This is a genomic window from Pseudomonas sp. JAI111, assembly GCF_024809425.1.
Lineage (GTDB): Bacteria > Pseudomonadota > Gammaproteobacteria > Pseudomonadales > Pseudomonadaceae > Aquipseudomonas.
On the sequence record NZ_JANUCB010000006.1, the window covers coordinates 305,427 to 328,762 of the forward strand.

General features: G+C 58.4%; 19 protein-coding genes. 9 read left to right on the forward strand and 10 right to left on the reverse strand.

The features are described 5' to 3' along the window. Window positions 1-61: 61 nt before the first annotated feature. Both HNR03_RS20505 and HNR03_RS20510 read left to right on the forward strand, forming a co-directional pair. Window positions 62-760, forward strand: coding sequence for a hypothetical protein (locus HNR03_RS20505; protein WP_259155479.1), 699 nt, complete (start codon window positions 62-64; stop codon window positions 758-760). Next, window positions 760-1,395: a hypothetical protein gene (locus tag HNR03_RS20510; protein ID WP_259155480.1), complete on the forward strand. Its 636-nt coding sequence runs from the start codon at window positions 760-762 to the stop codon at window positions 1,393-1,395. Before HNR03_RS20505 ends, HNR03_RS20510 begins: the two co-directional genes overlap by 1 nt. A gap of 95 nt (window positions 1,396-1,490) precedes the next feature. Here HNR03_RS20510 and HNR03_RS20515 read toward each other — a convergent pair whose 3' ends face one another. Together HNR03_RS20515 and HNR03_RS20520 are read right to left on the reverse strand one after the other, a co-directional pair. Then, entirely contained in the window at window positions 1,491-2,735 is a 1,245-nt protein-coding gene (locus HNR03_RS20515) for a saccharopine dehydrogenase family protein (protein ID WP_222589701.1), read from the reverse strand. Between the two features lie 29 nt (window positions 2,736-2,764). Further along, window positions 2,765-3,862 carry a carboxynorspermidine decarboxylase gene (locus HNR03_RS20520; RefSeq protein ID WP_259155481.1) on the reverse strand — a complete coding sequence of 366 codons (1,098 nt, stop codon included), beginning with the start codon at window positions 3,860-3,862 and terminating at the stop codon, window positions 2,765-2,767. Between the two features lie 355 nt (window positions 3,863-4,217). Here HNR03_RS20520 and ppk2 point away from each other — a divergent pair, with 355 nt between their 5' ends. The 3 genes from ppk2 (at window position 4,218) to HNR03_RS20535 (ending at window position 6,871) form a co-directional block, all read left to right on the forward strand. Next, on the forward strand, window positions 4,218-5,135 hold the full coding sequence (ppk2, locus tag HNR03_RS20525; protein ID WP_222589699.1) for a polyphosphate kinase 2: 918 nt from the start codon (window positions 4,218-4,220) through the stop codon (window positions 5,133-5,135). Between the two features lie 254 nt (window positions 5,136-5,389). Next, window positions 5,390-6,100: a PIG-L family deacetylase gene (locus HNR03_RS20530; RefSeq protein ID WP_259155482.1), complete on the forward strand. Its 711-nt coding sequence runs from the start codon at window positions 5,390-5,392 to the stop codon at window positions 6,098-6,100. A gap of 393 nt (window positions 6,101-6,493) precedes the next feature. After that, window positions 6,494-6,871, forward strand: a complete 378-nt coding sequence (locus tag HNR03_RS20535) for a DUF6124 family protein (RefSeq protein ID WP_259155483.1) — start codon at window positions 6,494-6,496, stop codon at window positions 6,869-6,871. Window positions 6,872-7,829: 958 nt separating this feature from the next. On the opposite strand, the gene pelG is transcribed toward HNR03_RS20535, so the two are convergent. From pelG to HNR03_RS20575, 8 genes are all read right to left on the reverse strand, one after another. Beyond that, window positions 7,830-9,200, reverse strand: a complete 1,371-nt coding sequence (pelG, locus tag HNR03_RS20540; protein ID WP_222589696.1) for an exopolysaccharide Pel transporter PelG — start codon at window positions 9,198-9,200, stop codon at window positions 7,830-7,832. Further along, window positions 9,201-10,715: a GT4 family glycosyltransferase PelF gene (gene pelF, locus HNR03_RS20545; protein ID WP_259155484.1), complete on the reverse strand. Its 1,515-nt coding sequence runs from the start codon at window positions 10,713-10,715 to the stop codon at window positions 9,201-9,203. Beyond that, window positions 10,712-11,701: a HEAT repeat domain-containing protein gene (locus HNR03_RS20550; RefSeq protein ID WP_222589694.1), complete on the reverse strand. Its 990-nt coding sequence runs from the start codon at window positions 11,699-11,701 to the stop codon at window positions 10,712-10,714. The genes pelF and HNR03_RS20550 overlap by 4 nt, the downstream gene beginning before the upstream one ends. Beyond that, entirely contained in the window at window positions 11,679-13,046 is a 1,368-nt protein-coding gene (locus tag HNR03_RS20555) for a PelD GGDEF domain-containing protein (protein ID WP_259155485.1), read from the reverse strand. The genes HNR03_RS20550 and HNR03_RS20555 overlap by 23 nt, the downstream gene beginning before the upstream one ends. Before the next feature lie 5 nt (window positions 13,047-13,051). Continuing rightward, the gene (locus HNR03_RS20560) at window positions 13,052-13,570 is read right to left on the reverse strand and encodes a penicillin-binding protein activator LpoB (protein WP_222589693.1); all 519 of its coding nucleotides are present in this window, start codon (window positions 13,568-13,570) and stop codon (window positions 13,052-13,054) included. Window positions 13,571-13,598: 28 nt separating this feature from the next. Next, window positions 13,599-17,192, reverse strand: coding sequence for a tetratricopeptide repeat protein (locus HNR03_RS20565; RefSeq protein ID WP_259155487.1), 3,594 nt, complete (start codon window positions 17,190-17,192; stop codon window positions 13,599-13,601). After that, window positions 17,170-19,983, reverse strand: coding sequence for a bifunctional glycoside hydrolase 114/ polysaccharide deacetylase family protein (locus tag HNR03_RS20570; RefSeq protein ID WP_259155488.1), 2,814 nt, complete (start codon window positions 19,981-19,983; stop codon window positions 17,170-17,172). Before HNR03_RS20570 ends, HNR03_RS20565 begins: the two co-directional genes overlap by 23 nt. A gap of 62 nt (window positions 19,984-20,045) precedes the next feature. Further along, the gene (locus HNR03_RS20575; protein ID WP_259155489.1) at window positions 20,046-20,978 is read right to left on the reverse strand and encodes an NAD-dependent epimerase/dehydratase family protein; all 933 of its coding nucleotides are present in this window, start codon (window positions 20,976-20,978) and stop codon (window positions 20,046-20,048) included. 247 nt (window positions 20,979-21,225) lie between these two features. Between HNR03_RS20575 and HNR03_RS31955 the strand changes: the two genes are divergently transcribed. The 4 genes from HNR03_RS31955 (at window position 21,226) to HNR03_RS20595 (ending at window position 23,119) form a co-directional block, all read left to right on the forward strand. Beyond that, a complete protein-coding gene (locus tag HNR03_RS31955; protein ID WP_405046065.1) occupies window positions 21,226-21,444 on the forward strand; it encodes a hypothetical protein in 219 nt (72 codons plus the stop codon). Window positions 21,445-21,882: 438 nt separating this feature from the next. Beyond that, a complete protein-coding gene (locus HNR03_RS20585) occupies window positions 21,883-22,326 on the forward strand; it encodes a Panacea domain-containing protein (protein ID WP_259155490.1) in 444 nt (147 codons plus the stop codon). A 12-nt stretch (window positions 22,327-22,338) separates the two neighbouring features. Next, window positions 22,339-22,749 (forward strand): hypothetical protein, encoded by a 411-nt coding sequence (locus tag HNR03_RS20590; RefSeq protein WP_259155491.1) that lies wholly within the window; start codon window positions 22,339-22,341, stop codon window positions 22,747-22,749. Window positions 22,750-22,951: 202 nt separating this feature from the next. Further along, window positions 22,952-23,119: a hypothetical protein gene (locus tag HNR03_RS20595; RefSeq protein WP_259155493.1), complete on the forward strand. Its 168-nt coding sequence runs from the start codon at window positions 22,952-22,954 to the stop codon at window positions 23,117-23,119. Window positions 23,120-23,336: the final 217 nt, after the last annotated feature.

The following is a 23,336-nucleotide window of genomic DNA, read 5'->3' on the forward strand; positions in this document are numbered from 1 at the left end:
AATCGACATTGGCGTGCGTTCGGTCGCTTTACCTGCTCACTCATCTTCATCAGGATTGCCAATGTTCGCAAAGCGTCGTCTTGATTTGCCCGCGATTGAACGTGCGCTGCGTGAGGTGCAAAGTCGATTTGCCGAGCTCAGCACGCAATTCACCGAGCAGCGAGATCCCTTGACGGACGAAGTGCTGCAGAACGTGCTTGAAGGCTATGCCCTGATTGACGATTACGTTGCACGGGATGTCGACCTGTTTGATCTTCAGCAGTTGAATCTGATGCTGGAGATCAATGCCACGGTGCTGTGCGGCCGAGACCCGGCTCGCCGGCTGGAATTCGCTCAACACCTCGCCGCCACCGAGGAACACTTCTTCAGCAACGTCGAAGGTGGAATCAAAGACTTGTTCAACTGGTACTCTGCGCATCGCAGCGAATCAGTCTGGAAGCGTGCCGCCGGTGTGTATGTGCGCATCCTCAGCAAGCCGCAATTGTTCATTGAAGGCAATAACCGTAGTGGCTCGCTTATCGTCAGCTATCTGCTGATGCGCGCAGGTCTGCCGCCGTTCGTGCTGACACTGAAAAACGCCGAGGGCTACTTCAACCCGTCCTCGGTCATACGCAACTCCGCCAAGCATGGCGTCAAGGCGTTGTACGAATTGCCCAAGATCAAGAAAAAATATGCAGCGTTCCTGGAAGAACAGGCGCCTGATCCCTTGAAGTTTTTTCTCAAAGACAAGCGCTTGCCAGTCCATCAGGGAGGCCGTTGATGGATTGGTATCCAATGCTCGCCAAATGCCGAACTTCCGCCAGCCGGGTATGGCAAGCCACCCAGCGTGCCATCCCGATGCCCGCGTTCAGGCGTGCGCGCATACGGATTTCGTTCGATATCGATGACACGCTGGCCTGCCAACTCCACCACTGCGCAGTCGAGAAAAGCCGGCTGCCAGCCTGTGTTCACCGTTGGCTGGGTGAGCCGTTGCGGATCGGAACACGCTCGCTGACCCGAGAATTACGTCGCCAGGGCTGCAGCATCTGGGTCTACACATCGTCGGGGCGCACGCCGTCCTACATCCGGCGCTGGTTATTGCTCTACGGGATCCGCGTCGACGGCGTGGTCAACAGTGTGCGGCATAACCGTGCCCTGACGGTGCATGGGCTGTCGAACGCGCCCTCGAAGTTTCCGCCGGCATTCGATATCGACTTGCATGTCGACGATTCCGAAGGCGTACGGATTGAAGGTCATGACCACGGTTTTCGCGTGGTTGTCGTGCATCCGGAAGATGAGCGCTGGGCGCAGAAAGTCCTGGATGCAGTCACTGACGTCCAGGTGCGACTAGCCCGGCAGCAACCGCACAGACACAAGGAGCCCGCGCAACAACGCTCGGAAGTTTTTTCCTCCTGAAGTTCACCATCCAGAAATCACGTACAAACAAAAACGCCGCTCAATGAGCGGCGTTTTTGGCACTGGCAATCAAGCTCAGCGGCAGGTTACGAGCCTCAGACGTTACCGTTCCAGGGACGATCTCCATTCTCGTCCTTGATGCGGGTTGGAAGGCCCATCACGTCCAGTGCCTTAAGGAACGGCTCAGCCGACAGCTCCTCGACGTTGACCATGCGTTGCACGTCCCACTCGCCACGGGCGACCAGCAGCGCTGCGGCCACGGGCGGCACGCCAGCTGTATAGGAAATGCCCTGGCTGTCGGTTTCTGCGTAAGCTTCTTCGTGGTCGGCCACGTTGTAGATGAAGACTTCGCGCGGCTGGCCATCCTTGGTGCCCTTGACCAGATCACCGATGCAGGTCTTGCCGGTGTAGCCCGGCGCCAGCGAGCTTGGATCAGGGAGCACGGCCTTGACCACTTTCAGCGGCACGACCTCCAGACCTTCAGCCGTCTTGACCGGTTTCTCGGAAAGCAGGCCGAGGCTTTTCAGTACGGTGAACACATTGATGTAGTGCTCACCGAAGCTCATCCAGAAACGCACGTTGGGCACGCCGAGGTTTTTCGACAGGGAGTGCACTTCATCGTGGCCGGTCAGGTACAGGTTCTGCGACCCTACGACCGGCAGGTCGTCGGTGCGTTTGACTTCGAACATGGCGTTGCTGGTCCACTGGCTGTTCTGCCAGCTCCACACCTGTCCGGTGAACTCGCGGAAATTGATTTCCGGGTCGAAATTGGTAGCGAAATACTTGCCGTGGGAACCGGCATTGACGTCGAGAATGTCGATCGAATCAATGCTGTCGAAATATTCTTGCTTCGCCAAAGCTGCATAGGCATTGACCACGCCGGGGTCGAAGCCCACGCCAAGAATGGCGGTAATGTTTTTCTGCTGGCATTCCTCGAGGTGATTCCACTCGTAGTTGCCGTACCACGGTGGTGTCTCGCAGACCTTGCCCGGCTCTTCGTGAATAGCGGTGTCCAGGTAGGCTGCGCCGGTATCGATGCAGGCGCGCAGCACCGACATGTTGAGGAAGGCGGAACCGACGTTGATGACAATCTGCGATTCAGTTTCGCGGATCAGCGCCTTGGTCGCCTCGACATCCAGAGCGTTCAGCGCGAAGGCCTTGATGTCGGCGGGTACTTTGAGGCTACCCTTGGCCTTGACGCTGTCGATGATGGCCTGGCACTTGGAGATGTTGCGCGACGCGATAGCAATACGACCGAGTTCGTCGTTGTGCTGCGCGCACTTGTGGGCCACCACCTTAGCGACACCTCCTGCGCCAATGATAAGAACGTTCTTTTTCAATTGCGGTATCTCTCCTTTATATGTCCGCTTTACGAAAGGCTGGACAGGTAGTCTTCAAAACCAAATTCGCGAACCACTTCGACTGTACCGTCGAGTTGTTTCACCACGATGGATGGCATTTTCAGGCCGTTAAACCAGTTCTTCTTGACCATGGTGTAGCCCGCTGTATCGACGAATGAAAGCCGATCACCGATGGCCAGCGGACGATCAAATTGATACTCACCGAAGATGTCTCCGGCCAGGCACGACTTGCCGCACACCATGTAGGTGTGATCACCCTCGCTCGGCGCGAGCTTGGCGTTGAGGCGATAAATCAGCAGGTCAAGCAGATGGGCTTCGATGGAGCTGTCCACCACCGCCAGGTGCTTGCCGTTGTACAGCGTGTCGAGAACGGTCACTTCCAGCGAGGCGCTGTTGGTGATCGCCGCTTCGCCCGGCTCCAGGTAGACCTGGACGCCGTATTTTTGCGAGAACGCCTTGAGCCGCGCGCAGAACGCGTCGAGCGCATAGCCTTCACCGGTGAAGTGAATACCGCCGCCCAGGCTGACCCAGTTGACCTTGTGCAACAGCTCACCGAAGCGTTCTTCGATAGTGCAGAGCATTTTGTCGAACAGGCCGAAGTCGCTGTTCTCGCAGTTGTTGTGGAACATGAAGCCGGAGATCTGATCGATGACGCCTTCGATCTTCACCGGGTCCCACTCGCCCAGACGGCTGAACGGACGCGCCGGGTCGGCCAGCAGATAGTCAGAGCTGCTGACTTGCGGGTTGACGCGCAGGCCGCGGACTTTGCCTTCGGAACGCTCGGCAAAGCGTTGCAGTTGGCTGATGGAGTTGAAGATGATCTTGTCGCTGTTGTCGAGCATCTCCTCGATCTCGTCGTCAGCCCAGGCGACGCTGTAGGCGTGAGTCTCGCCTTCGAACTTCTGCCGACCAAGCTTGAGCTCATAGAGCGACGACGACGTGGTGCCGTCCATGTATTGCTGCATCAAGTCGAACACCGACCAGGTGGCGAAGCACTTGAGCGCCAACAGGGCCTTGGCCCCAGACTGTTCGCGGACATACGCAATCGTCTGCATGTTCTTCAGCAGCTTTTGTTTGTCGATGAGGTAGTACGGCGTTTTGATCATTTCGAGGCCTCCGGCAAGGCCAGTCAAAAAAGGATGCGCATTGTGCCTTCACTGACTGCATATCGAAAGAGCAGAAGTAACGCCCGCAGAGTCAATACACTCACCTGAGGCTAGCGTTAAGAGCGTCACTTCCTCACTACGCCGCGTAATACATGGATAGGGTATTGAACAGTCTGTACCAGATCCGTCGTTTTTACAGCCACGTCCATCTGAAAATTATCGCCAATGTTGCGGCGATCATCCTGCATAGTCGCTTAATCAACCAGTAAACCGGATGAAACACCAACGCTCGTCACCGCCTCGTCACAAATTATGAATAGCATTTGCGCGGCCACCCACGACGTGAGTTCTCACCATGCCTTCAACCCAGGACACCTTGATACAGCGCATCCACCGCGAGCTGCTCGATCACAGTGACGAAGAGCTGGAACTGGAATTATCCGAAGACGGACATGACCTGAATGCGCTGTTTGATGAACACGCCGAGGACGGAAGCGAGAAGGAAGCCCGACGACTCTACTTCAGCGAACTGTTCCGCCTGCAAGGCGAACTGGTGAAGTTGCAAAGTTGGGTGGTCAAGACCGGCCACAAAGTGGTGATCCTGTTCGAAGGACGCGATGCAGCCGGCAAAGGTGGTGTCATCAAGCGCATCACCCAACGACTCAATCCTCGGGTATGCCGTGTCGCGGCCCTGCCTGCGCCCAATGATCGCGAACGTACTCAATGGTATTTCCAGCGCTACGTCTCGCACCTGCCGGCAGCGGGTGAAATCGTGTTATTCGACCGCAGCTGGTACAACCGCGCCGGGGTCGAAAAGGTCATGGGGTTTTGCAATGACGATCAGTACGAAGAGTTTTTTCGCACGGTGCCAGAGTTTGAACGGATGCTCGCCCGTTCCGGTATTCAGCTGATCAAATACTGGTTCTCCATTTCCGACCAGGAACAGAACCTGCGCTTTCTCAGTCGCATTCACGACCCGCTCAAACAGTGGAAACTCAGCCCCATGGATCTTGAGTCCCGTCGACGTTGGGAGGCTTATACCAAGGCCAAGGAAATCATGCTCGAACGCACCCACATCGCCGAAGCGCCATGGTGGGTGGTGCAAGCCGACGACAAGAAAAAAGCCCGACTCAACTGCATCCATCATCTGCTCGGGCAAATGCCTTACGAAGAGGTGGAGCTACCGGTAATCGAACTGCCAAAACGCGTGCGTCAGGAAGACTACTCCCGCAATCCGACGCCACCGGAACTCATCGTGCCTCAGCTCTATTAAGACGAATAAATTCAACGTAGCCAGGCTCACCAGATACGAAGCAAAACAAAACCCGCCTAGTGTGGGTTTTGTTGTATGTGGGCTACCCGGTATTACTGAAACCCGAAGTCGTCAGTCGCTAATAATACGCACTCTTAAAAGCATGATTTTTTCCAGAAGCCGAAGCGTTTTCGACGCTCCCTTGCGCGCCTGATATTTAAACTTGGCTATACCTGAGGAGAGGCACCGATTTTACTGTCGGGAGACGGAATTCAATGCGTTTGCCAATCCCGCAACACATCACCGTAATCTCCCCACATTTAGATGATGCTGTCTTCAGTTGCGGCTGCCTTTTGGCTGAAAGTCGAGACGCTCTTGTCATTACAGTATTTGCTGGCGTGCCTGATCCTGAAATAGCGACCCCGGCATGGGACAGAGCAACAGGTTTTAGTAGTGGGTATCAGGCCGTGCTTGCGCGACGTGATGAAGATGCGGAGTCGATGCGCAGACTCGGTGCGAAAGGCACATGGCTCAACTTCTGGGACGGCCAGTACGGTCGCGGTTATCAAACGACTGACCTCGTATCGTCGCTAAAAACAATCCTTGAGCAACGGGGCGGAACCGTTCTCATGCCCATGGGCCTTTCCCACCCCGACCATCTGCTGACGAGCAATGCTTGCTTGGCGGTGCGCGAAGCGTTTCTGCTTGCGCAACCGTACGAAGAGGATGGAGCCACTGACCGGCCGATGAACTGGTTCGTCTATGAGGAGGCTATCTATCGACAGCTTCCGGGCCTGGTCCTGACTCGGCTCGCGACCTGGAGGCAGGCTGGACTAAAAATGAGCGCCGTTCAATTTCCGACCTCAAGTGCAAAAAAGAAAGCCCACGCTGTGGGCGCCTATCGGAGTCAACTTCCGCTATTCGGAGCCTCCAAGCGCGCCGATATAGGCTCCCCTGAACGCTATTGGCGGCTTGATGCCGAGTAGCCGTTGCAGGGTGCCCACGTCGGTATCTGATGCTGTTTGAATTGTCTTTTAAACAAAAAATCTCGCACTGATCCTACAGACGCTCCGGTTTTCGGAGATGTTTCCGACAAGTCGCGGCGGTTGTTGGGTAGGAAGCGGAGTGGATAGGCTTTGTCGGTCGCTGCGCATCAGCGACCGGGCCTGGAAACCCGAGGAATAGAGCTAATCAGTAGTCCACATGACATACTGCGGCGTTTTTTTCAGCCCGCAGTTCTATGTTATGGCGGCTGTGTGCGGGAGACCTTCGGGTCTGCCAAGGGTTAGCTCCTACCTCGGTTTTCCAGCCCTCACACAGCTGCCACCCACTCGCTTGGAAACGAAAGTGGCAGCTCCAATTTTTTTAGGAGCTTTACCATGATCAAAGAAACACCAAACCCGCCTGCCGCGGACGACGTCTCTCCCTACGAATCCGCCGACTCCAAAAAATTCAACGACGCGGCCGAACGCGCGCTGGATCACTACCTGAACCCCGCCGCCCTCAAATCACCGGCCAACCGCAAACCCAGCACCATGTTCCTGATTGCGCCGGACATCAAAGACGAAGACCTGCTGGCCCACACCTGCGAGTCGCTGGCCCAGGCCAGTGTCATGGCCAGCGACTTCGCCGGCTACCTGGAAGGCCCGCACCGACACACAGCAATGGCAATTCAGCAAATCGTCATGCTGGCCGAACTGGCCGTGAACCGAATGCTCGATAACGTCGAACTGCCAAAACCCGCGCCACACTGCTAATCCCTGTGGGAGCGGGCTTGCCCGCGATGGCGGCCTGCCAGTCACCTTATTTATTGACTGAACTACCGCTATCGCGAGCAGGCTCACTCCCACACTGGATCGTCGCCGGACACAGCTTTGGTATTCACCGCCGATCACCTGTGGGAGCCAGCCTGCTGGCGATCGCGGCCTGACAGTCACCTTATTTATTGAATGAACTACCGCTATCGCGAGCAAGCTCACTCCCACACTGGATCGTCGCCGGACACAGCTTTGGTATTCACCGCCGATCACCTGTGGGAGCAAGCTTGCTCGCGAAGGCGGTCTGACAGTCACCTTATTTATTGACTGAACTACAGCTATCGCGAGCAGGCTCACTCCCACACTGGATCGATGTCGGACCCAGATTTTGTATTCACCGGCGATCACCGGTGGGAGCGGGCTTGCTCGCGATGGCGGCCTGACAGTCACCTTATTTATTGACTGAACTACCGCTATCGCGAGCAAGCCCGCTCCCACACTGGATTGTTGTCGGACACAGCATTTGTATTCACTGGCGATCACCGGTGGGAGCGAGCCTGCTGGCGATGGCGGTCTGACTGTCACCTTATTTATTGACTGAACTACCGCTATCGCGAGCAAGCTCACTCCCACATGGGATCGTTGTCGGACACAGCTTTTGTATTCACCGGCGATCACTGTGGGAGCGAGCTTGCTCGCGATGGCGGCCTGACTGTCACATGGATTTCAACCGACCCACCGCTATCGCGAGCAGGCTCACTCCTACACTGGATCGTTGCCGGACCCAGATTTTGTATTCACCGGCGATCACCGGTGGGAGCAAGCCTGCTCGCGATGGCGGCCTGACAGTCACCTTATTTATTGACTGAACTACAGCTATCGCGAGCAGGCCACAGTCAAACAAAAAAAGGCACTGGACAATTTATCGCCAGTGCCTTTTTTCATGCCTGAAAATCCGTCAGCGCGACAACATAAACGTGTCGTACTCCAGATCCTCCAGCGCCGTTGAAAGCCTGTGTAAACCCAGCAATACACAGATCAGCAACGACAGCGTAAACCCGTACCCGAAGAAGCTTGGGCCCAGGTACATGCTGAACAGCGTCAGCATTGCGTTCAACACCGCAAACAGCACGCACAGTTCGAGCACTACGGTGCGTTTGTCGAGGTAGAAGAACACGTTGAGTAAGGCCATGAACACCACCTGGATGCTCACACCGATCAGGTCGATATAAAACAGCGGCAGGTAATAACTGGAGATGCCCAGCCAGTCCAGCAGTCGAGGCGCAAACAGGAACAACAGCACCGCCGTCAGCCCTTGCACCTTGCAGATTTCCAGCAAACCCTGACGGATCGACAAGGTCATTTCGGTTTTCAGCTGGCCGATGTGTTGCAGGGTTTCGCCTTCGCGGATGGCCCGGAACAGACGGTCATACCACTCGGCAAAATCGGTCTCGATGCGCACCAGGAAGACCGCCATGCCGGGGATGATCGCCAGGTACGCGAGGAAGATCGGCAAGTCGTAAAGGATCGAGGCGCGCAGCGGGCCGACAATTTCGTTGGAGGTTCCGGGGTTGAACCAGAACATGAATTTGTCGATCCAGATCCCCAGGTTGTAGAAGAACCCCGTGGCCAGCAGGCTGAGAAAAACGTTGCGCCGCTCGAGGAAATCGAAGGCGATCAGTTTCTCGGCGCGGTACTCGCGCAGGATGTCGTAGAGGAACAGGAACAGCAGCGTGCTGTGCCCGATCAACAACGCCAGCAGCAAGCCCGGCATCTGCAGGAAGCTCAGCACGTAGGCGCTCGCGACCATCAGCGTGTAACCCACCAGCATCACCAGCAGGATGCGGTTATAGGCCTTCATCCCCGAGAGGAAGATGATCACCAGCCACAAGTTGCACAGCACCACGAAGTTGGCCAGCACCAGCACGCGGTAGATCAGCGGCTGATCGAACAACAGGCCCAGGACGATGATCCCCAGCACGCCGGCGCCCAGGGTAACCATCAACAACACGCCCAACAGGTTGGGCAGGATCTGGTCGTACTTGTGCTCGAACAAGCGGTCGGACACGAAACGGGTGAAGAACAACTGCAAGCCACCCGTCAGGATCAACGAGGTGGCCATCAGGTACGTCACCGTCACCAGGAATTGCCCGACCAACGCATTCGGCAGCAACAAGCCGATGCTGATGATGCCCACCAGCATCACGCTGATGATCGACAACACCCACGGGCCGGAACTGATCAGCCCGGCGTAGACGTAGGCGTGCAACGTTGCGGTGTAGGAATCGCGCGAAAGGATTTTTCGCAGTTCAAAGCCAATACCGGCCATTTAGCTGTTCTCCATGGCGGCTTGATACAGATCGCGGTAACGCTGCAGCATCAAGGCTTCGGTGTAATAACGGGTAACCCGCAACAAGCCGCTGGCCTGGGCGGCCTGCCAGCGTGACGGGCTGCGCAACAGTTCAAGGATTGCTGCGCTGGTGGCTTGTGGATCGGCAATCGCCACCACTTTACCGGCGTGCCCCAGGTCACGGTCTTCGGCGCTACCGCCTTCGATCAGCTCGCGGCACGAACCGACGTCGCTGCTGACCACCGGCGTACCGGCGGCCCAGGCTTCAAGGATCACCAGCGGCTGCGCTTCACTGATCGAGGTCAGGACCATCAACCCGAGCTTAGGCAGGATCTCCTGGATGCGCTGGAAGCCGAGGAAATGCACCTTGCCCTCCAGGCCCAGACTGGCCATCAGGCTGCGGCATTCGCTGACGTATTCCGGGTCTTCTTCTTCCGGGCCGACGATCCAGCCTTCGGCGTTCGGCATGGTGCTGATCACGCCGCGCATCGCTCGCAGAAAGGTTTTGACGTCCTTGATCGGCACCACACGGCCAATCAGGCCGACCACTGGCGCAATACCCTCGGCGCGCGATTCCAGGGCCGCGGTCCACACCGGCAGATCGATGCCGTTGGGAATGACTTGGGTACGGGCGGGGATGGCGCCGTCCTTGATTTGCCGCTGACGGTTGCCGTCGTAGAGCGCGATGATGTTGTCGGCGCTGTTGTACGTCAGCTGGCCAATGCGTTCGAAAAAACGCACCCACAAGGTTCGGATGTAACCCGAGCCGGCATCGAGGCTGCGGTTCAGCGCCTGGCCGGAACTCTCGGCGATCCAGCTGGCCTGGGCCAGGTCGATCTTGCGTTCCTTGGTGTAGATCCCGTGCTCGCTGAGCAAGTAAGTGCAGTTCCAGCGTTGCTTGAGGATGCAGCCGAGGAAGCCCGCATACCCGGTGGAAATCGAGTGCAGCACCCGCGCTTTCGGCATCCGTTGCGCGGCTTCGGCGAGCATCAGCAACGGCGACTGCATCGCGCGCAGGGTCCAGAAATAATTGACGAACGAGGGGTCGGCACAATGCTGGCGATAGCCTTCGCTCAAAGACTCCCAACTGGCGCGGCTGCGCAGCACGTCGTCGAGGGTCATGCGGCCCTGGGCGATGCAATCGAGCAAGCGTTCGCCCAGCGCCGGGTCTGGCGCGTCCGGGTGATGCAGGAAGCGATACAAATCCTGCAATTGCTGCGAGTCAGCCTCACGCGGATCGCCCAGTGTGTTGGTCGGATGCGTCGCATCTTCGAGGAACACTTCTTCGATGTGCAGCACGTTGGCCGGCACGTCGTAGCGACGGGACGGATACGCCTGACGCTGGCCGCCGATGAACATCACCGAAAAGGTCAGTTCCGGCAGGCCGAGAATCATCTGGTGAATCCAGCTGGAAACGCCGCCGCGCACGTAAGGCCAAGTGCCTTCGAGCAGCAGACAGATGTCGGCAACCGGTGCCTGTTCCTTGTGCATCATGTCCAGCTCCTGACCAATGCGGCGAACGGTGGCCGCTGACGGGTTTCCTCGGGAAGGCGTGCGAGCAAGCCGGGAATTTCGTGATAACGACCGGACTCGAACGCCAGCTCCGCACGAAACGGCAGCACTTGTGCCGCGCCCATACCGTTTTCCTGGGCCAGGCTCAACAGCACTTCGGCGCGCTCGACGTCACCGCGCTCCAGCGCGATGCGCCCGGCCAGCAAGAACAGCTCACCGCCCTCGCCCGCTGCCAGGCCAAGCTCGGCATGTTCGCTGGCCTGGGCAAGTACGTGGTCTAGCACGCTGCCTTGCGCCAGCCCCAGATACGCCAACTCCCAGTACCAGCGCGCCAGCCTGCCGTGCAGCGCGCCCGCTGCTTTGGCAGTGGCGTCGACCAGTTCGCCGAGGGCGATCTGGATGTGCAGGTTGATGTCGCTTTCCTGTTTGTCGAGCATCGAATAAGCCAGCAGGCGCACATCGTCGCTCGGGTCGGCCAGGGCCAGTTTGAGAATCGGCACGGCTTCTTTGCCAGGCATGCGACGAGTCGCCAACAGGGCGGACAGGCGCTGATCCGGATCGGGCGCATGACGCAGCACGTCCTGCAAACCGCCGTCGGCAAAAATCGGCGAGTGCAGTTGCAACTGAGCCCGGTATGGCAGTTTCGGGATGCCCACCGCTTGCCACGCTTGCTTGTCGCGTTTGCGCGGCAGGTACAGCGCCGGGAAGATTGCCGCCACCACGCCGACTGCGCCAAGCACCGGCACGAAGAACGCCAGGCTGAAGATAAACAGCGGGCTCCACGGCAGCGGCGAACGGTAGCGCGCCGGCAGCAACAGCCACACGGCGGCGCACAACATGACGCACGCCAGGCCGTGACTGAGGGTGAACACCAGCAATTGTTGTAACTCGGGCGCCGCGAGCCACAAACTGGCCCAACTGCCCGCCTCTAACAACAAGGCTCCGCTAAACAGCCACTTGCTGATCATTCAGGCCACACTCGTTGAACAGGAAATTACGCAGCCCGTTGCGTTCACAGCCAGGCTCCAGGTTGAACGGCAGCACGCGAACGCCAAGGTTTTCCAGGCTGCTTTCAATGCCAAAGTGTTCGTGCAGCATCAGGTTCATGCGCGCCAGATAGCCTTCGGTGCCTTGCGGACTGGTCAACGGCAGCAGCACCAGCAACAGCTGATGATCGCGGTTGTTGCGCAGTGGCAATTGCAGATCGAGGCCACGCTGGCTGCGTTCGAACAGACGCGTCAGCTCTTCGTTGGGACGGGTCATTTCAAAGGCGAAAAGACCGGCCGCCAATTTGTGCTGCTCGACATCGACCAGCGAACGCTTGAGCTGCAACGTGAACTGCTGCGCATCGGCGTCGGCCAGTTGCAGCACTTGCGGATCGCGGCGCAGCAGGTCGGCGATGTGCCCGGCGAGCAACGCCAACAGGCTCAATGTGCGATCCTGGAAGGCGAAGAACGGCATCTGCCGAACCGCCAGGATCGCCAGCAGACGACCTTCGGCATCGATCAGCGGAATGCAGGCCTGCAACGACGAGAACTGTGCCGAGCTGCCGGCATCGATCAGTTCCTGACGCACGCTGACCAGTTCACCACGTTCCAGGCACAGCTTGACCAGCCCGTCTTCGGTGCCCAAAGGCCCCATGACGCCTATCGTCGCCAGTGCTTCGGGCAAGACGTTTTCTTCGCGCTCGTCCACGCGATACAACCCGGCCACGCGCAGCGCGCCGTATTGGCCCAGCATGGCGACGATCGGATCGGCCAGCGCGGCCAGTGCATCACCTTCGTCCGGCATCACCCGCAACTTCTCGCGCAAACCCAGCAAGGAGCTGCGCAAGCTTTGATCACTGCCCGCCACGCGCTGCTCCAGCAGGTCGTGGGAGACGCGCAAAATCTGGTGCGCGCGGGTGAACTCGTCGAGACGATACTGACGGTAATCGTTGGCCATCTGCAGGCGCTGCAAGCGCCGCTCCCACAGATCGCGAACCTCGCCCACGAGCATGCCGCTGACCAGTACGCCGACAATAAAGGACGGATCAAGCTGTGCGTAGGCTTCATGCCCGATGTAGCGCAGTGCGAACAACGCCATCACCAGCAGGCTGGCGCTGAGCAAGCCGCGCACAAATCCATAACGCACGCCCAACAGCAGCGGCGCCAGCACCGGCCAAGGGAAACCGCTGTGCATCTGCAGCGGGTCTTGCGGGGTCAGCCACAAGCCCAGGCCGATGGCGCCGCCCGTTACCAAAAGCGTTTCCAGCCAAGACACCGGGCCGCTGGCACGCGGCGCGAGGCTGTAATCCATGTGGGGAGAATTCATTGCATTCACTCGAACCGAAGGGCGCCAACAAGTTTGTCGAGCACCGTTTGCGCGGTGCCGGCGAGGCTTTCACGGGACCAGCCCGCACGTGCGCCACTTTTGCTCCAGAGCACACGACCGCTGCTGGCTTCAAGCACGCGCAGGCTGATGCCCACCGCCGGTTCGCCGTCCAGGCCGTTCTTGTATTGCCACTCTTCGACGCTGCCGGCGACGACATAATCAAGCTTCTGGTCGCGCGCCCAATCGAGCGCACCGGCCAGACGTTCGTTGTCGTCCATCAGCGCTTGTTCGCCTTGGGTGCTGACCGGGTAAACCCGTGGTTGCAGACCGTGGCTGCTGAGTACGCTGAGCAGGATTTGCTCGGCGCGCTCGCCAGCTTGCGGGGTTTGCGAATAGTTGATCATCGGCACGGTGCCCCACTTCGCATTACGCGGAAGATTCGGGCTGGTGTCGCCGGTGAAGCTGGCGCAACCGGCGACAAACAGGACTGCCAGAGCCAGGCTCAGATTACGAATCGCTTGCATCAGTTTTTCTCCTGTAAACATTTCATGATCAGCGTCCGAATCGCACGCCGTAGCTCACACCCAGTGTTCCGCCCGCCTGACCGTTCCCGCCTTGAGGCGCGGATTGGTAGCCGACGGTAAGGGCCAATTCGTCACCGCCCAACACTTCGACGCCGAGCCCGGTGTTGATGCCGTAGTTGAAGGTTTGATCCAGCCATTGCCAGCCTGCCGTCACGTCCACCAGCCAGGTGTATTGCGGGCGAGTGCGCACCAGTGCGCCCGGCAAACCGCGACGCCATGAGCTGCCGACGTACAGTTGGCCATAACGGCTTTGCAGCAGATCGTCAGCCGTCACGACGGTAGGATCGTCCGAGTTATCAACACTTTTCACCGGGCCGCCGTTGGCGCTGGACAGGTAATCCAGGGTGCGGTCCTTGACGTTGTTGTGCTGATAATCGATACCGCTGCGCACGGTCCAGTTGGGGCCGGCGAATTCCAGCGTGTGGTTGTATTCCATCTTCAGTTCCTGGCCGTTGCCCAGGGAATCGCCCGCACGGGTGGAGAACGATTTCTGTGCCACTTCCCAACTGATCTGATCCCGCGCCGAGAGCCCGTGACGGCCGCCGACCCACACGCTGTCGTGCTGGCCGAAAGCGCGCATCAGGCCGCTGTCTTCGCTTTTGCGATGCCAGTCCAGACCGGTTTCGACCTGGTCGCTGGCGCTCAACTGCCAGGTCCGGGACAGGCCCAGGCCATTGCGGTCGTCGTCCTTGCGCTGACTGGTGTCGGCGAACAGTTTGTAGCTGCCATCCTCGACCGAACGTTGCAGGGTCAGCGCAGCGTTGTGCTCATCGCCCATGCGCGTCTCGATCAACTGGTTGCTGTTGTAAGTGCCGTTCTCCAGCTCAAGATTGGCGTACCACTGAGCACCCAGGTTGTGCGCAATCTGCAGACCCGGCGCGCTGTAATCCAGGCCACCGAAATCCTGTTGATGCCAGGACAGTTGCGCGCCTTGTGGCGTCAGTTCCTGAAGTTCAACAGCCTGACGGCGAAGTTGGTCACGCACGGCCGCCGGCTGATCGTCACCCAGCGCGGACTGGCTGAGGTCGAGGGCTTCGTCGAACCGACCGAGGCGACTCAGTGCCTGGGCGCGTTGCGCTGGATTCAGGTCACTGCTAGCCAGCAGCGTTTCGACCTGTGCCTTGTTGCGGCTGCGCAGGGCTTGCTGAATCTCTTCGTAACGCTGGACTTTCAAGCCCTGGCTACGCGCCCACTCCAGCCATTGGTCTTTCTGCGATTCCTGGTTCGTCGCGTCGAGACGCGCCAGCAACCGCTCGAACCACAATTGCAGCATTGCCGGCGAGCCGTCTTTCCACTTCGCCACTTCCTGCTGTGCCTTGCCCGGCGAATAACTGCTGGCCATCAAGCGCAACCAGATCGCATAGCGTTGGGACGAAGGCTGAATGTTTTCGCCCTCGGGACTGCGCAACAGCTTGAGGCGCAGCCGTTGTGCGGCATCCTGATAGCCGGCGTTTTCCAGCGCATCGGCATAGGCCGCGCGGACCAGCCAATCCTGCGGGGCGGTCTTGAGGTACATGCGATACCAGGCCAGGGCTTCGGTATCGCGCCCCAGCATTTGACTGGCACTGGCGAACGGCAGCCAAAGGATTCGATCCTGACGCGCCTGCGGCTTCCATTCAGTCAGCAATGGCTTGAGCGCGGTGGTGTTGCCCTGATCGATGTAGAGCCACATCAGGCGTTCGCGGAACAGGTTTTCATCCGGGAAACGTGACAAGCCCGAGAGGTACAAACGCTGCGCCTCATCGACGTTGCCCTGCTGCACCGCCAATGCACCGCGTACCGCCAGCACTTGCGCTTGCTCGTTGGCCTCCGGGTATTGCTCGGCGTCTTTGAGCAGCGCGACCACTTGCGGCCAGTCCTGCATTTCTTGCGCCTGCTGCAAGGCTTCGACCAGACGCAGCGGATCATGCGCACGGTTCCAGCTGCCGACCATCATGGTCAGGGCTCGTTTCGGATCGCTGGTGCGATACCGCGTGATCAGCTGACTCTCGTCGCCACTGTTGAGCGAACCCTTGATCGCGAGCAGTTTTTCCAGGGAGTCCTGCAGCTCGTTGTCGAGTTCCAGGTCCCAGGCCAGGGCTGCGCGCAAGCGCCAGTAACTTTCATCGGTGATCTTGCTGTTATCGACCTGCAACACTTCCCACGCCGCCTGGTTATCAAACAGCTTCAGGTCGGTGTTGGCCCAATCGACGCGCTCGGTCGTGGTCAGTGCAAAACGTTTCGAGTAGTTCTTGTAGACCTCGACCTTTGCGGCGAACTGCCCGGTGCTTTCGAGGTTTTGCAGCAACCGCGTCCAGGCCAGGCGATGGGTCGGATACTTGTGCAGGTAAGCGTGCAACCAGGTTTCAGCCTGGGCCGGTGTGCCGCGCGATTCGTGGCCGTAGATCAGCGCATCGAGCTCGACGTCGGTCAGCGCTCGCTGGTCCATGATCTGGGCAAGCAAAGGGATCGACTGATCGAAGTCGTACTGTTGGCTCGCCAGTCGCCAGGCGTGCTCACGGGTTTGCGGATCTTCGTGCAGCTTCAGCAAACGAATCCAGTAGGTCAGGGCTGCCGGAGTGTCACCGCGCCATTCGCCCAGGTGCGCCATTTGCTCAAGCAACGCCTGGTCATCCGGATGCTCAGCTACCAGCTGCTGACCGCTTTCCCAGGCACCGGGCAGATCGCCGAGGGCCAGGCGCATGCTGAATTCCTTGCGCAGGATTTGCGGGTTATCCGGTTGCAAAACGCGCCACTGATCGAGAAAACGTTGGGCCAGATCGAAGCGCTTGCTGCCGACGGCAACGTCGACGCCCTGCTCCAGCCAAGCCGAATCAGTTTGCGGATCCTTGAGCTGGTCCAGCTCCTCAGCCAGCACGCGCGAGGCCTGGTCGCCACGACCCGCCGCCAACAGACTGTTGAATGCCAGTTGCGCGTATTCACGACGCTCGGATGGCGCCTGGCTGTCTTGCTTGAGCAGCAGGTAAATGTCGGCGGCGCGCCCCGGTTGCTCACCGGCCAGATACCACTGCGCAGCAGACTTGAGCGAATCAGTACGCTGGGCCGGATCGCGATCGGCAATTTCTTCGTAGACGCTGGCTGCGAACGCCGGGGCCTGCAGTGTCAGGGCCAACTTGGCCAGACTCTGCAATTGCGGCAGTGCCAACATCCGGTGATCAAAGCTTTGCAGGCGCTCGACCAAGGCTTTCTGCGCGACCGGATCATTGGCTTTCGCCGCCTCCAGCGCATCCAGCTCCAGACGGTAATAGGCCTGCAACTCAGGTGCCGGTTTCGGCCAACTCTCAAGGTGCTGGCGTGCCTTGGCGTAGTCGCCGAGACGAATCAACAGATCGACCAGTTGCAAGCGCAGACGGTCGTCGTCCGGGTGCGCCGCCAGCAGCAGTTCGGCGTAGTTGGCCGAGACCGCATCCGGCTCGCGGCCGTCTGGCTGGAACACTTCTTCGCGTTGGAACGTCAGCCACAAAAGGCCGCCCACGGCCACCGCCACCACCGCCAATGCCCAAGGATTGAGCAGGCGGCTGCTTTTGGTTACTGAGGAGTTAGATGCAGAAGAGTTGACCATGACTCACCTGCTTCATTGGTAATTGAAAAGTCCACAGGCCGGCGGATGCCTTGCCTGCAAAATGTTGCCCATCCACTTCAACCCGGCAGGTGCTCGACGAACGCACGGAGAAGGCCAGATCGACCTGCCCGGCGAACGAGAAGTTCACTTGCTTTGCATCCACATACGTCCAATCCAGCAACGGCAGATTGGCGTCCTCCAGCGCCGGTCTGTCATCCCGGTCGGGACGCAATACCAGCAATGCGTGATCGCTGCTCAGCGCCACATAGCGGCCTTGCGGCAAGTCACGAACACCCGCGACGCCTTGCGAACGCAGCAGGTCCGGCCAGCCCATTTGCGGGTCGAGGCGCAGGGTACGCAGCGCATCCATGCCGCGAACCTGCCAGTCGCCATCGGCGGTACGGGCCAGACTGGATTGATACAAACCGTGCAGACGATCGAGGTAGTCGCTCATCCACAGCGACATCGGTTGCTGGGTTTTCATGTAGCCGTAGATATCGCCCATGGCCTTGATCGAGGCCTGCTTGGTGCTCGAATAGAAGTGGTAATACAGGTGCAAGCCACGCAAGCGCCGTGGGCTGTCGGTGAGTTCGAAGGTGTCGATCACATCGCGAAAGCCGTAGTACGGGCCTTTCCACAAGTTGGTGTAGAGGTTCTCGTTGATGATCGGCGCGTAGTACTGCAAGCCACCTTCAGTGGGGCGCAGCAGCGGGTTCAAACCGGTCAGCGACGGGTTGGCCTTGGTCAGCATGGTTTCGGCGCCGTTGACGTTTTTCAGTCCCGCGTCGTAAGCGAGCTTGATGGTGGCCGCCGACGGCAATGCATCGCCCGGCCAGAACACCATCTTCACCGGTTTTTCCGGGGTGGTGAGCTGCTGGTTGATGTAGTCGCGCGAGCCAAAAATCTCGCGGTGGAAATCGATTTTGTCGTAACCCGGAATCGCCATTTTCAAACCGTATTCCGGATTGAAGTTTTCGCGTTTCTTGGCCTGTTCCGGCTGCATGAAAAACGGATGGCTGAAGGTGTGGCTGGCGACCTCGACTTTCGGGTCGGCGAACAATTCGCGGGCAATCGGTTCCAGCTCGCGGGCGAGGAACGGGAACATTCCGCGCGGCGAGATCTCGCCTTCGATCACCGACACCGACGTCAGAAACGGATTGGGCCGGATGAAATCGTCCAGCACCTGCTTGCCGGCATAGGGCGTGCCGCGCACTTCGGCGCGCGACGGGAAGCCATCGCCATCGATGTGCACGGTGGCGATGCGGCGACCGTTTTCGGTGGTGGTGTCCGGACGCGGCTGCACCGGCAAACGCAAGCTGGCCTGGAGGAAAGCGAACGGGTCGAGAATCCAGCGGCTGCGTTCGTTGTTCGTTTCCAGAATGTACGGCGCAAGGGCGACACCGCCCCACTCAGCGACCGCCACCGGGGCGAATGTCTGGCCGTCTGCCGCGGTCAGCAACAACGCGGCTTTCGGGCCTTTGGGCAGCAGGGAGATCGCGGTCAGGTCACGGGATCTGGGCTGCACCGGTGCTTCGAAGGCACCGATCAGCGCCTTGTCCTGATAAGTAACGCTCAACGCTTGAGTGCCAATCGGCGCCGCGCGATTCAGGCCCAGGCGCTTGAGCAGCAACGTGTCTTGAATCGGCAGGCCGGAAAAGAACACCACCGGAACCTGTTCGTCCAGACGCTTGCCGATCCAGCTGTTAAAAGCCGATGCGTCCTGCGGCGGGCCGCTGGTCATCCAGGTGATGACGCCTGCGTACAAACCACCGAAGCGATACGCAGGCAGTGTGTTGTCCACCGGCAGGTAATCGACGCGGTAGCCGAGGTATTCGAGCAGACCGCCGAGCAACGTGTGCCCGGCGTTGCGGATCAGGTCGCCTTCGCGCGGATCGTAAAGCAGTGCGATCCGGCGCGGCTGGACTTCGATGCTGCTGATGCCCATCGAGTCCAGCTCAGGCGTGCCAATGTAAGGAATGAAACCCTCGGCGCGCAGACGCTTGGCCAGTTTGCGCGCTTCGTCGCGGCGCTCTGGCGGCAAGTAGTCGATGGCGACCAGCGGGATGCCTTTGGCGCGCAACGGTTTGATCTGGGTTTCCAGCCACTGGCGATCGGCTTCAGGCACCGGGCGATAGCGCTTGGCGCCAGCGTCCCAACCGGCATGAATGGACTCGATTGCCACCGCAGACGCCACACCGTCCAGGTCCGGCAATACTTCAAATCCACGGTTGAAAAACAGCTTCAGGCTCGGCTGGCGCTGGTGCAGTTCGCGCAGGAAACTGGCGAGTGCCAGACGCTGTTTTTCTCGCGACGACTCGGGCATCAACTGGAAGCTGTCGAGGGTGTCGAGGAACAATCCGGCGTAGCCCTCAGTCTGCAAAGACTTGGCGCGAGCGAACAAATGCTCCCGCCAGGCCGCCGCTGACAAGTCCATTACCTGACTGTCCCACGCGCCGTTGCGCACAGGACCGACTGCGCCGCTGAGGTGTGCTTTTTCGATGTCCGCCTTGCTGCCACTGAACTCGCCCACCGACAGATAGGCGAATGGCTGGCTGCCCAGTTTGCGCAGGGTTTTGACGTCGCCCACGGTCATATGCCCCGGCTCAACCACGGACCAGTCGAACTGAGCCAGCTCGGAAATCGGCGGTTGATCGGCGTACCAAAAAGCCACGCTGGCGGGTTGCGGTAATGCGGCGGCCTGCACGGCGGGCCCGCTCACGAACAATGCTAATGCGGCTAGCAGCCGTTTAGCGGCCGCGCGGACACGCGTCCTGCGAAAAACGATTTCCATAACTCACTCTTGAATGGACTGAACCGATACTGCTTGGATGTCGGACAGCGAAACCGACCGGCTTACAGGCTGCGGATAAGCTGAACCAGCCCTTTGCCGATGGCGGTCGGTTCCGGGAGCTTGAAGCGCTCGAGCAGGCGGCTGTTGTTGGCGCGCGAATGGCGAATGTCGCCTTGACGTGGCGCGTGATGAATCACCTTCAACGGGTTGCCGGTGGCGGCGCCCAATTCAGTGATCAGGTCGTTGAGGCTAGTGGAACGGCTGAGGCCGACATTGACCGGGCCTGGGCTTGGTTCGCTGACTTCCAGCGATTGCACGAGAATGCTCACCAGGTCCTGCACATAAACGAAATCGCGGGTTTGGCCGCCGTCGCCGAAAATCGCCACCGACTGCTCTGCCAAGGCCAGCTTGGTAAAAATGCTGATGACCCCGGAGTACGGCGATGACGGATCCTGGCGTGGGCCGAAGATGTTGAAGAACCGAAAAATCATCGGTTCCAGGCCATGCTCGCGGCGATAGAAATCCAGGTAATACTCACTCGCCAGTTTGTCGCTGGCATACGGCGTGAGTGGGGATTTTGGCGTGTCTTCGTGAATCGCCGTGCCTTCGCCATTGTTGCCGTAGATGGCAGCGCTGGACGCGAATACCACGCGCTTGATCCCGGCCTTCACCATGCTTTCGCACACGTTGAGAGTGCCGACGAAGTTGCTTTGATGGGTGCTGACGGGATCATCAACCGACGCTTGCACCGAGGCGACCGCCGCCAGGTGAACCACAGCGCCGCAATCGCGCATGGCTTGTGCCACTACCGCACCGTCCGCGACATCACCGATAACCAGGTTCAGATTGGCATTATCCATCGGCAGATTGCTGACCTTGCCGGTCGACAAGTTATCCAGCACTCGAACCTTGTAGCCCTTGCCCAGCAACGCTTCTACGAGGTGCGACCCAATAAACCCAGCACCGCCAGTCACCAGTATTCGCTCAACAAACATGAAATCTCTCCCTGAACATTAGAGCGGATACGAGTGCTTGAATTCCGCCGACTTTATGGCGCAAGGCCATCAAAACGCCGCCGATAATGGGAGATCAGAAACAGGGTGTCAATACTTTGTCTGACTTGTCGCCGAACGGTAATCACTGTCAATTTTCAGTCATTTATTTGGCGGCATTTATTAGCTACACGGTGTCATACAATTGCCATGCGAGTTCAACAGACTTGTCTGGCGCGGAGCATACGCCGTGCACCTTTCCCTTTTTATTATCGATGGCCAGCAAAGCTTCGACCTGTCGCAATGGCTCGTCGATGGCAGTGAGCGAATTATCGGTGTCCTGATGAGCGTTGTTGCCGACGAACGGCACGACAAATTCATGACGCTTTTTGAAAAACCACTCGAATGCCCCCCCTTTTCGGACGATCACGGCTTGATCCCGGCAGATCGCGGCTTCATTGAACACTGATACGCGCCGAGCGTTGAAACCCTCGACTATTTGAAAGCCTGAACGTTGATCGCGTGTTGGTGTGCGGCTTACAGGCGGAGAAGTGCGGCCTGCAGCCGGGTTTGCGCTGTTTGATGCGGGATTGCAGCCGACGTCGATTACGGATCTGACGGTGGTTCATCGCTGGATCGAACCGGGGGCGTTAGGTATGCGGCTGTGGGAGCATCATTTCAAGCACACGGAGAGGTTGAGTGAGGTGTTCCGCGCTTAGGTTTGGCGCCGCCTGCGTCTCCCTCCCACAGAAAGCAAAATACTGTATTTACATACAGTATTCGAAAGATTAAGGTTAGCCTCATGTCCGGCCAATTGACTTCACCCAAGTCAAGCGGATAATCAGCGACCGCATAGCTTTCGCTATGCTATACCCGTTCATTCACGGGACTTTGACCAGGAGGTCATATGGCCAGCTCTATCGACGCAGCGAAATTTTTTCTCGCCCAAGCGAATGAAGATGCAGGCGATCTTGTGTCGAACCTGAAGCTTCAAAAACTTGTGTATTACGCACAAGGGTTTCATCTTGCAGTCTTCGACAGACCTCTTTTTGACGAACAAATCGAGGCATGGACTCATGGCCCGGTAGTTCCATCGGTTTATCATCACTATAAACAGCACGGCAGTGGCAGCATTCCCTTCCCGACCGACTTCGATGCAAACGTTTTCTCTGTGCAACAAATGGATCTGCTAAACGAAGTCCAGCAGATTTATGGTCAGTATTCTGCATGGCGTCTGCGAGAGTTGACTCATGAAGAAGCGCCATGGAAGAACAACTTCAAGCCTGGCGCTGTGAGCCTTGAGATTCCAGTGGAAGAGATGCGCACATTCTTCAAGGGATTAGTCAAATAAGGAGTTGGGCTGATGGGGCATCTCAAGGATAGAGCGCTAAAGCAAAGTCAGGTTTTGAAAGGTCGCTCAGAGCCTGCCGACAATCCAGACTTGAAGCCACCGGTTTTCTCGTTTGAGTATTTGCAGCAAGGCTATTGCGTCAGTGACTGCTCTGCTGAAGAGCGCGGCGGCGTGCTTGGCAAAATTCGCGTCCTAAGCCAGCTCACTTGGCAGCAGCTCAGACAAGCGCCAAGACATGGTCTAGGCTACGAAATCATTGATCGATCATCCCTCAAGCCTGCAATTCCACTCGTCGTTACAGAGGATGTGCATCTGATAGCCTTCCGGGCAATTGGAATGGCGCCGATGGTGGGGTTTCGATTCGGTCGAATCTTCCATGTTCTTTGGGTAGATCGGGCATTTACGCTATACGATCACGGCTGATTAGCCTTTCATCGGTTCAAGTATTGCGCCAGAGTCACTCGCTCCTATTTTTTTTGGGAGGACTCAATGAACGTCGGGATCGTAGCCGTCTTGATGGCCATATTTTTTACGCCTGCACGGCTGCCACCGAGGTCGCGCCTCGAGTCGTGCAAGTCCCGTTCGGCAGGGGAGCCGATACCGCCGGGTTGCCAGGAGCGCACTCATGATGTCGATCAAGCTAGGTTTTACTAAGGGCACCAAGAGCTCATTTGCTGACTTTATTCGTAATGCCAAATCAGAGCGGAAAAAGCGTATCTATAGCGAAGTGCTGGCGGAAGCTACCAAGCAGCAAAACCTCGTGATGATGGAAGTGGAAGCTAAACGAGGTTAATTGACGGTTCTGATAAGGAAGCCCGCCCAAGTGCCGGGCTTTTTTAATTCTCCCTCGAACAAAAGCCAGGGAAGCGTGTAGTCCCTCCTAGGACATTTCCCGCAACTCGTATCGCCTTTCATGAACTGGCGGGCGCTGCTCATCGACGATAGCCTTCAGGTGTCGCTGCAAATCAGCGAACGGCTTTGACAGGCTGACAACCAGAAACTTTCACTCT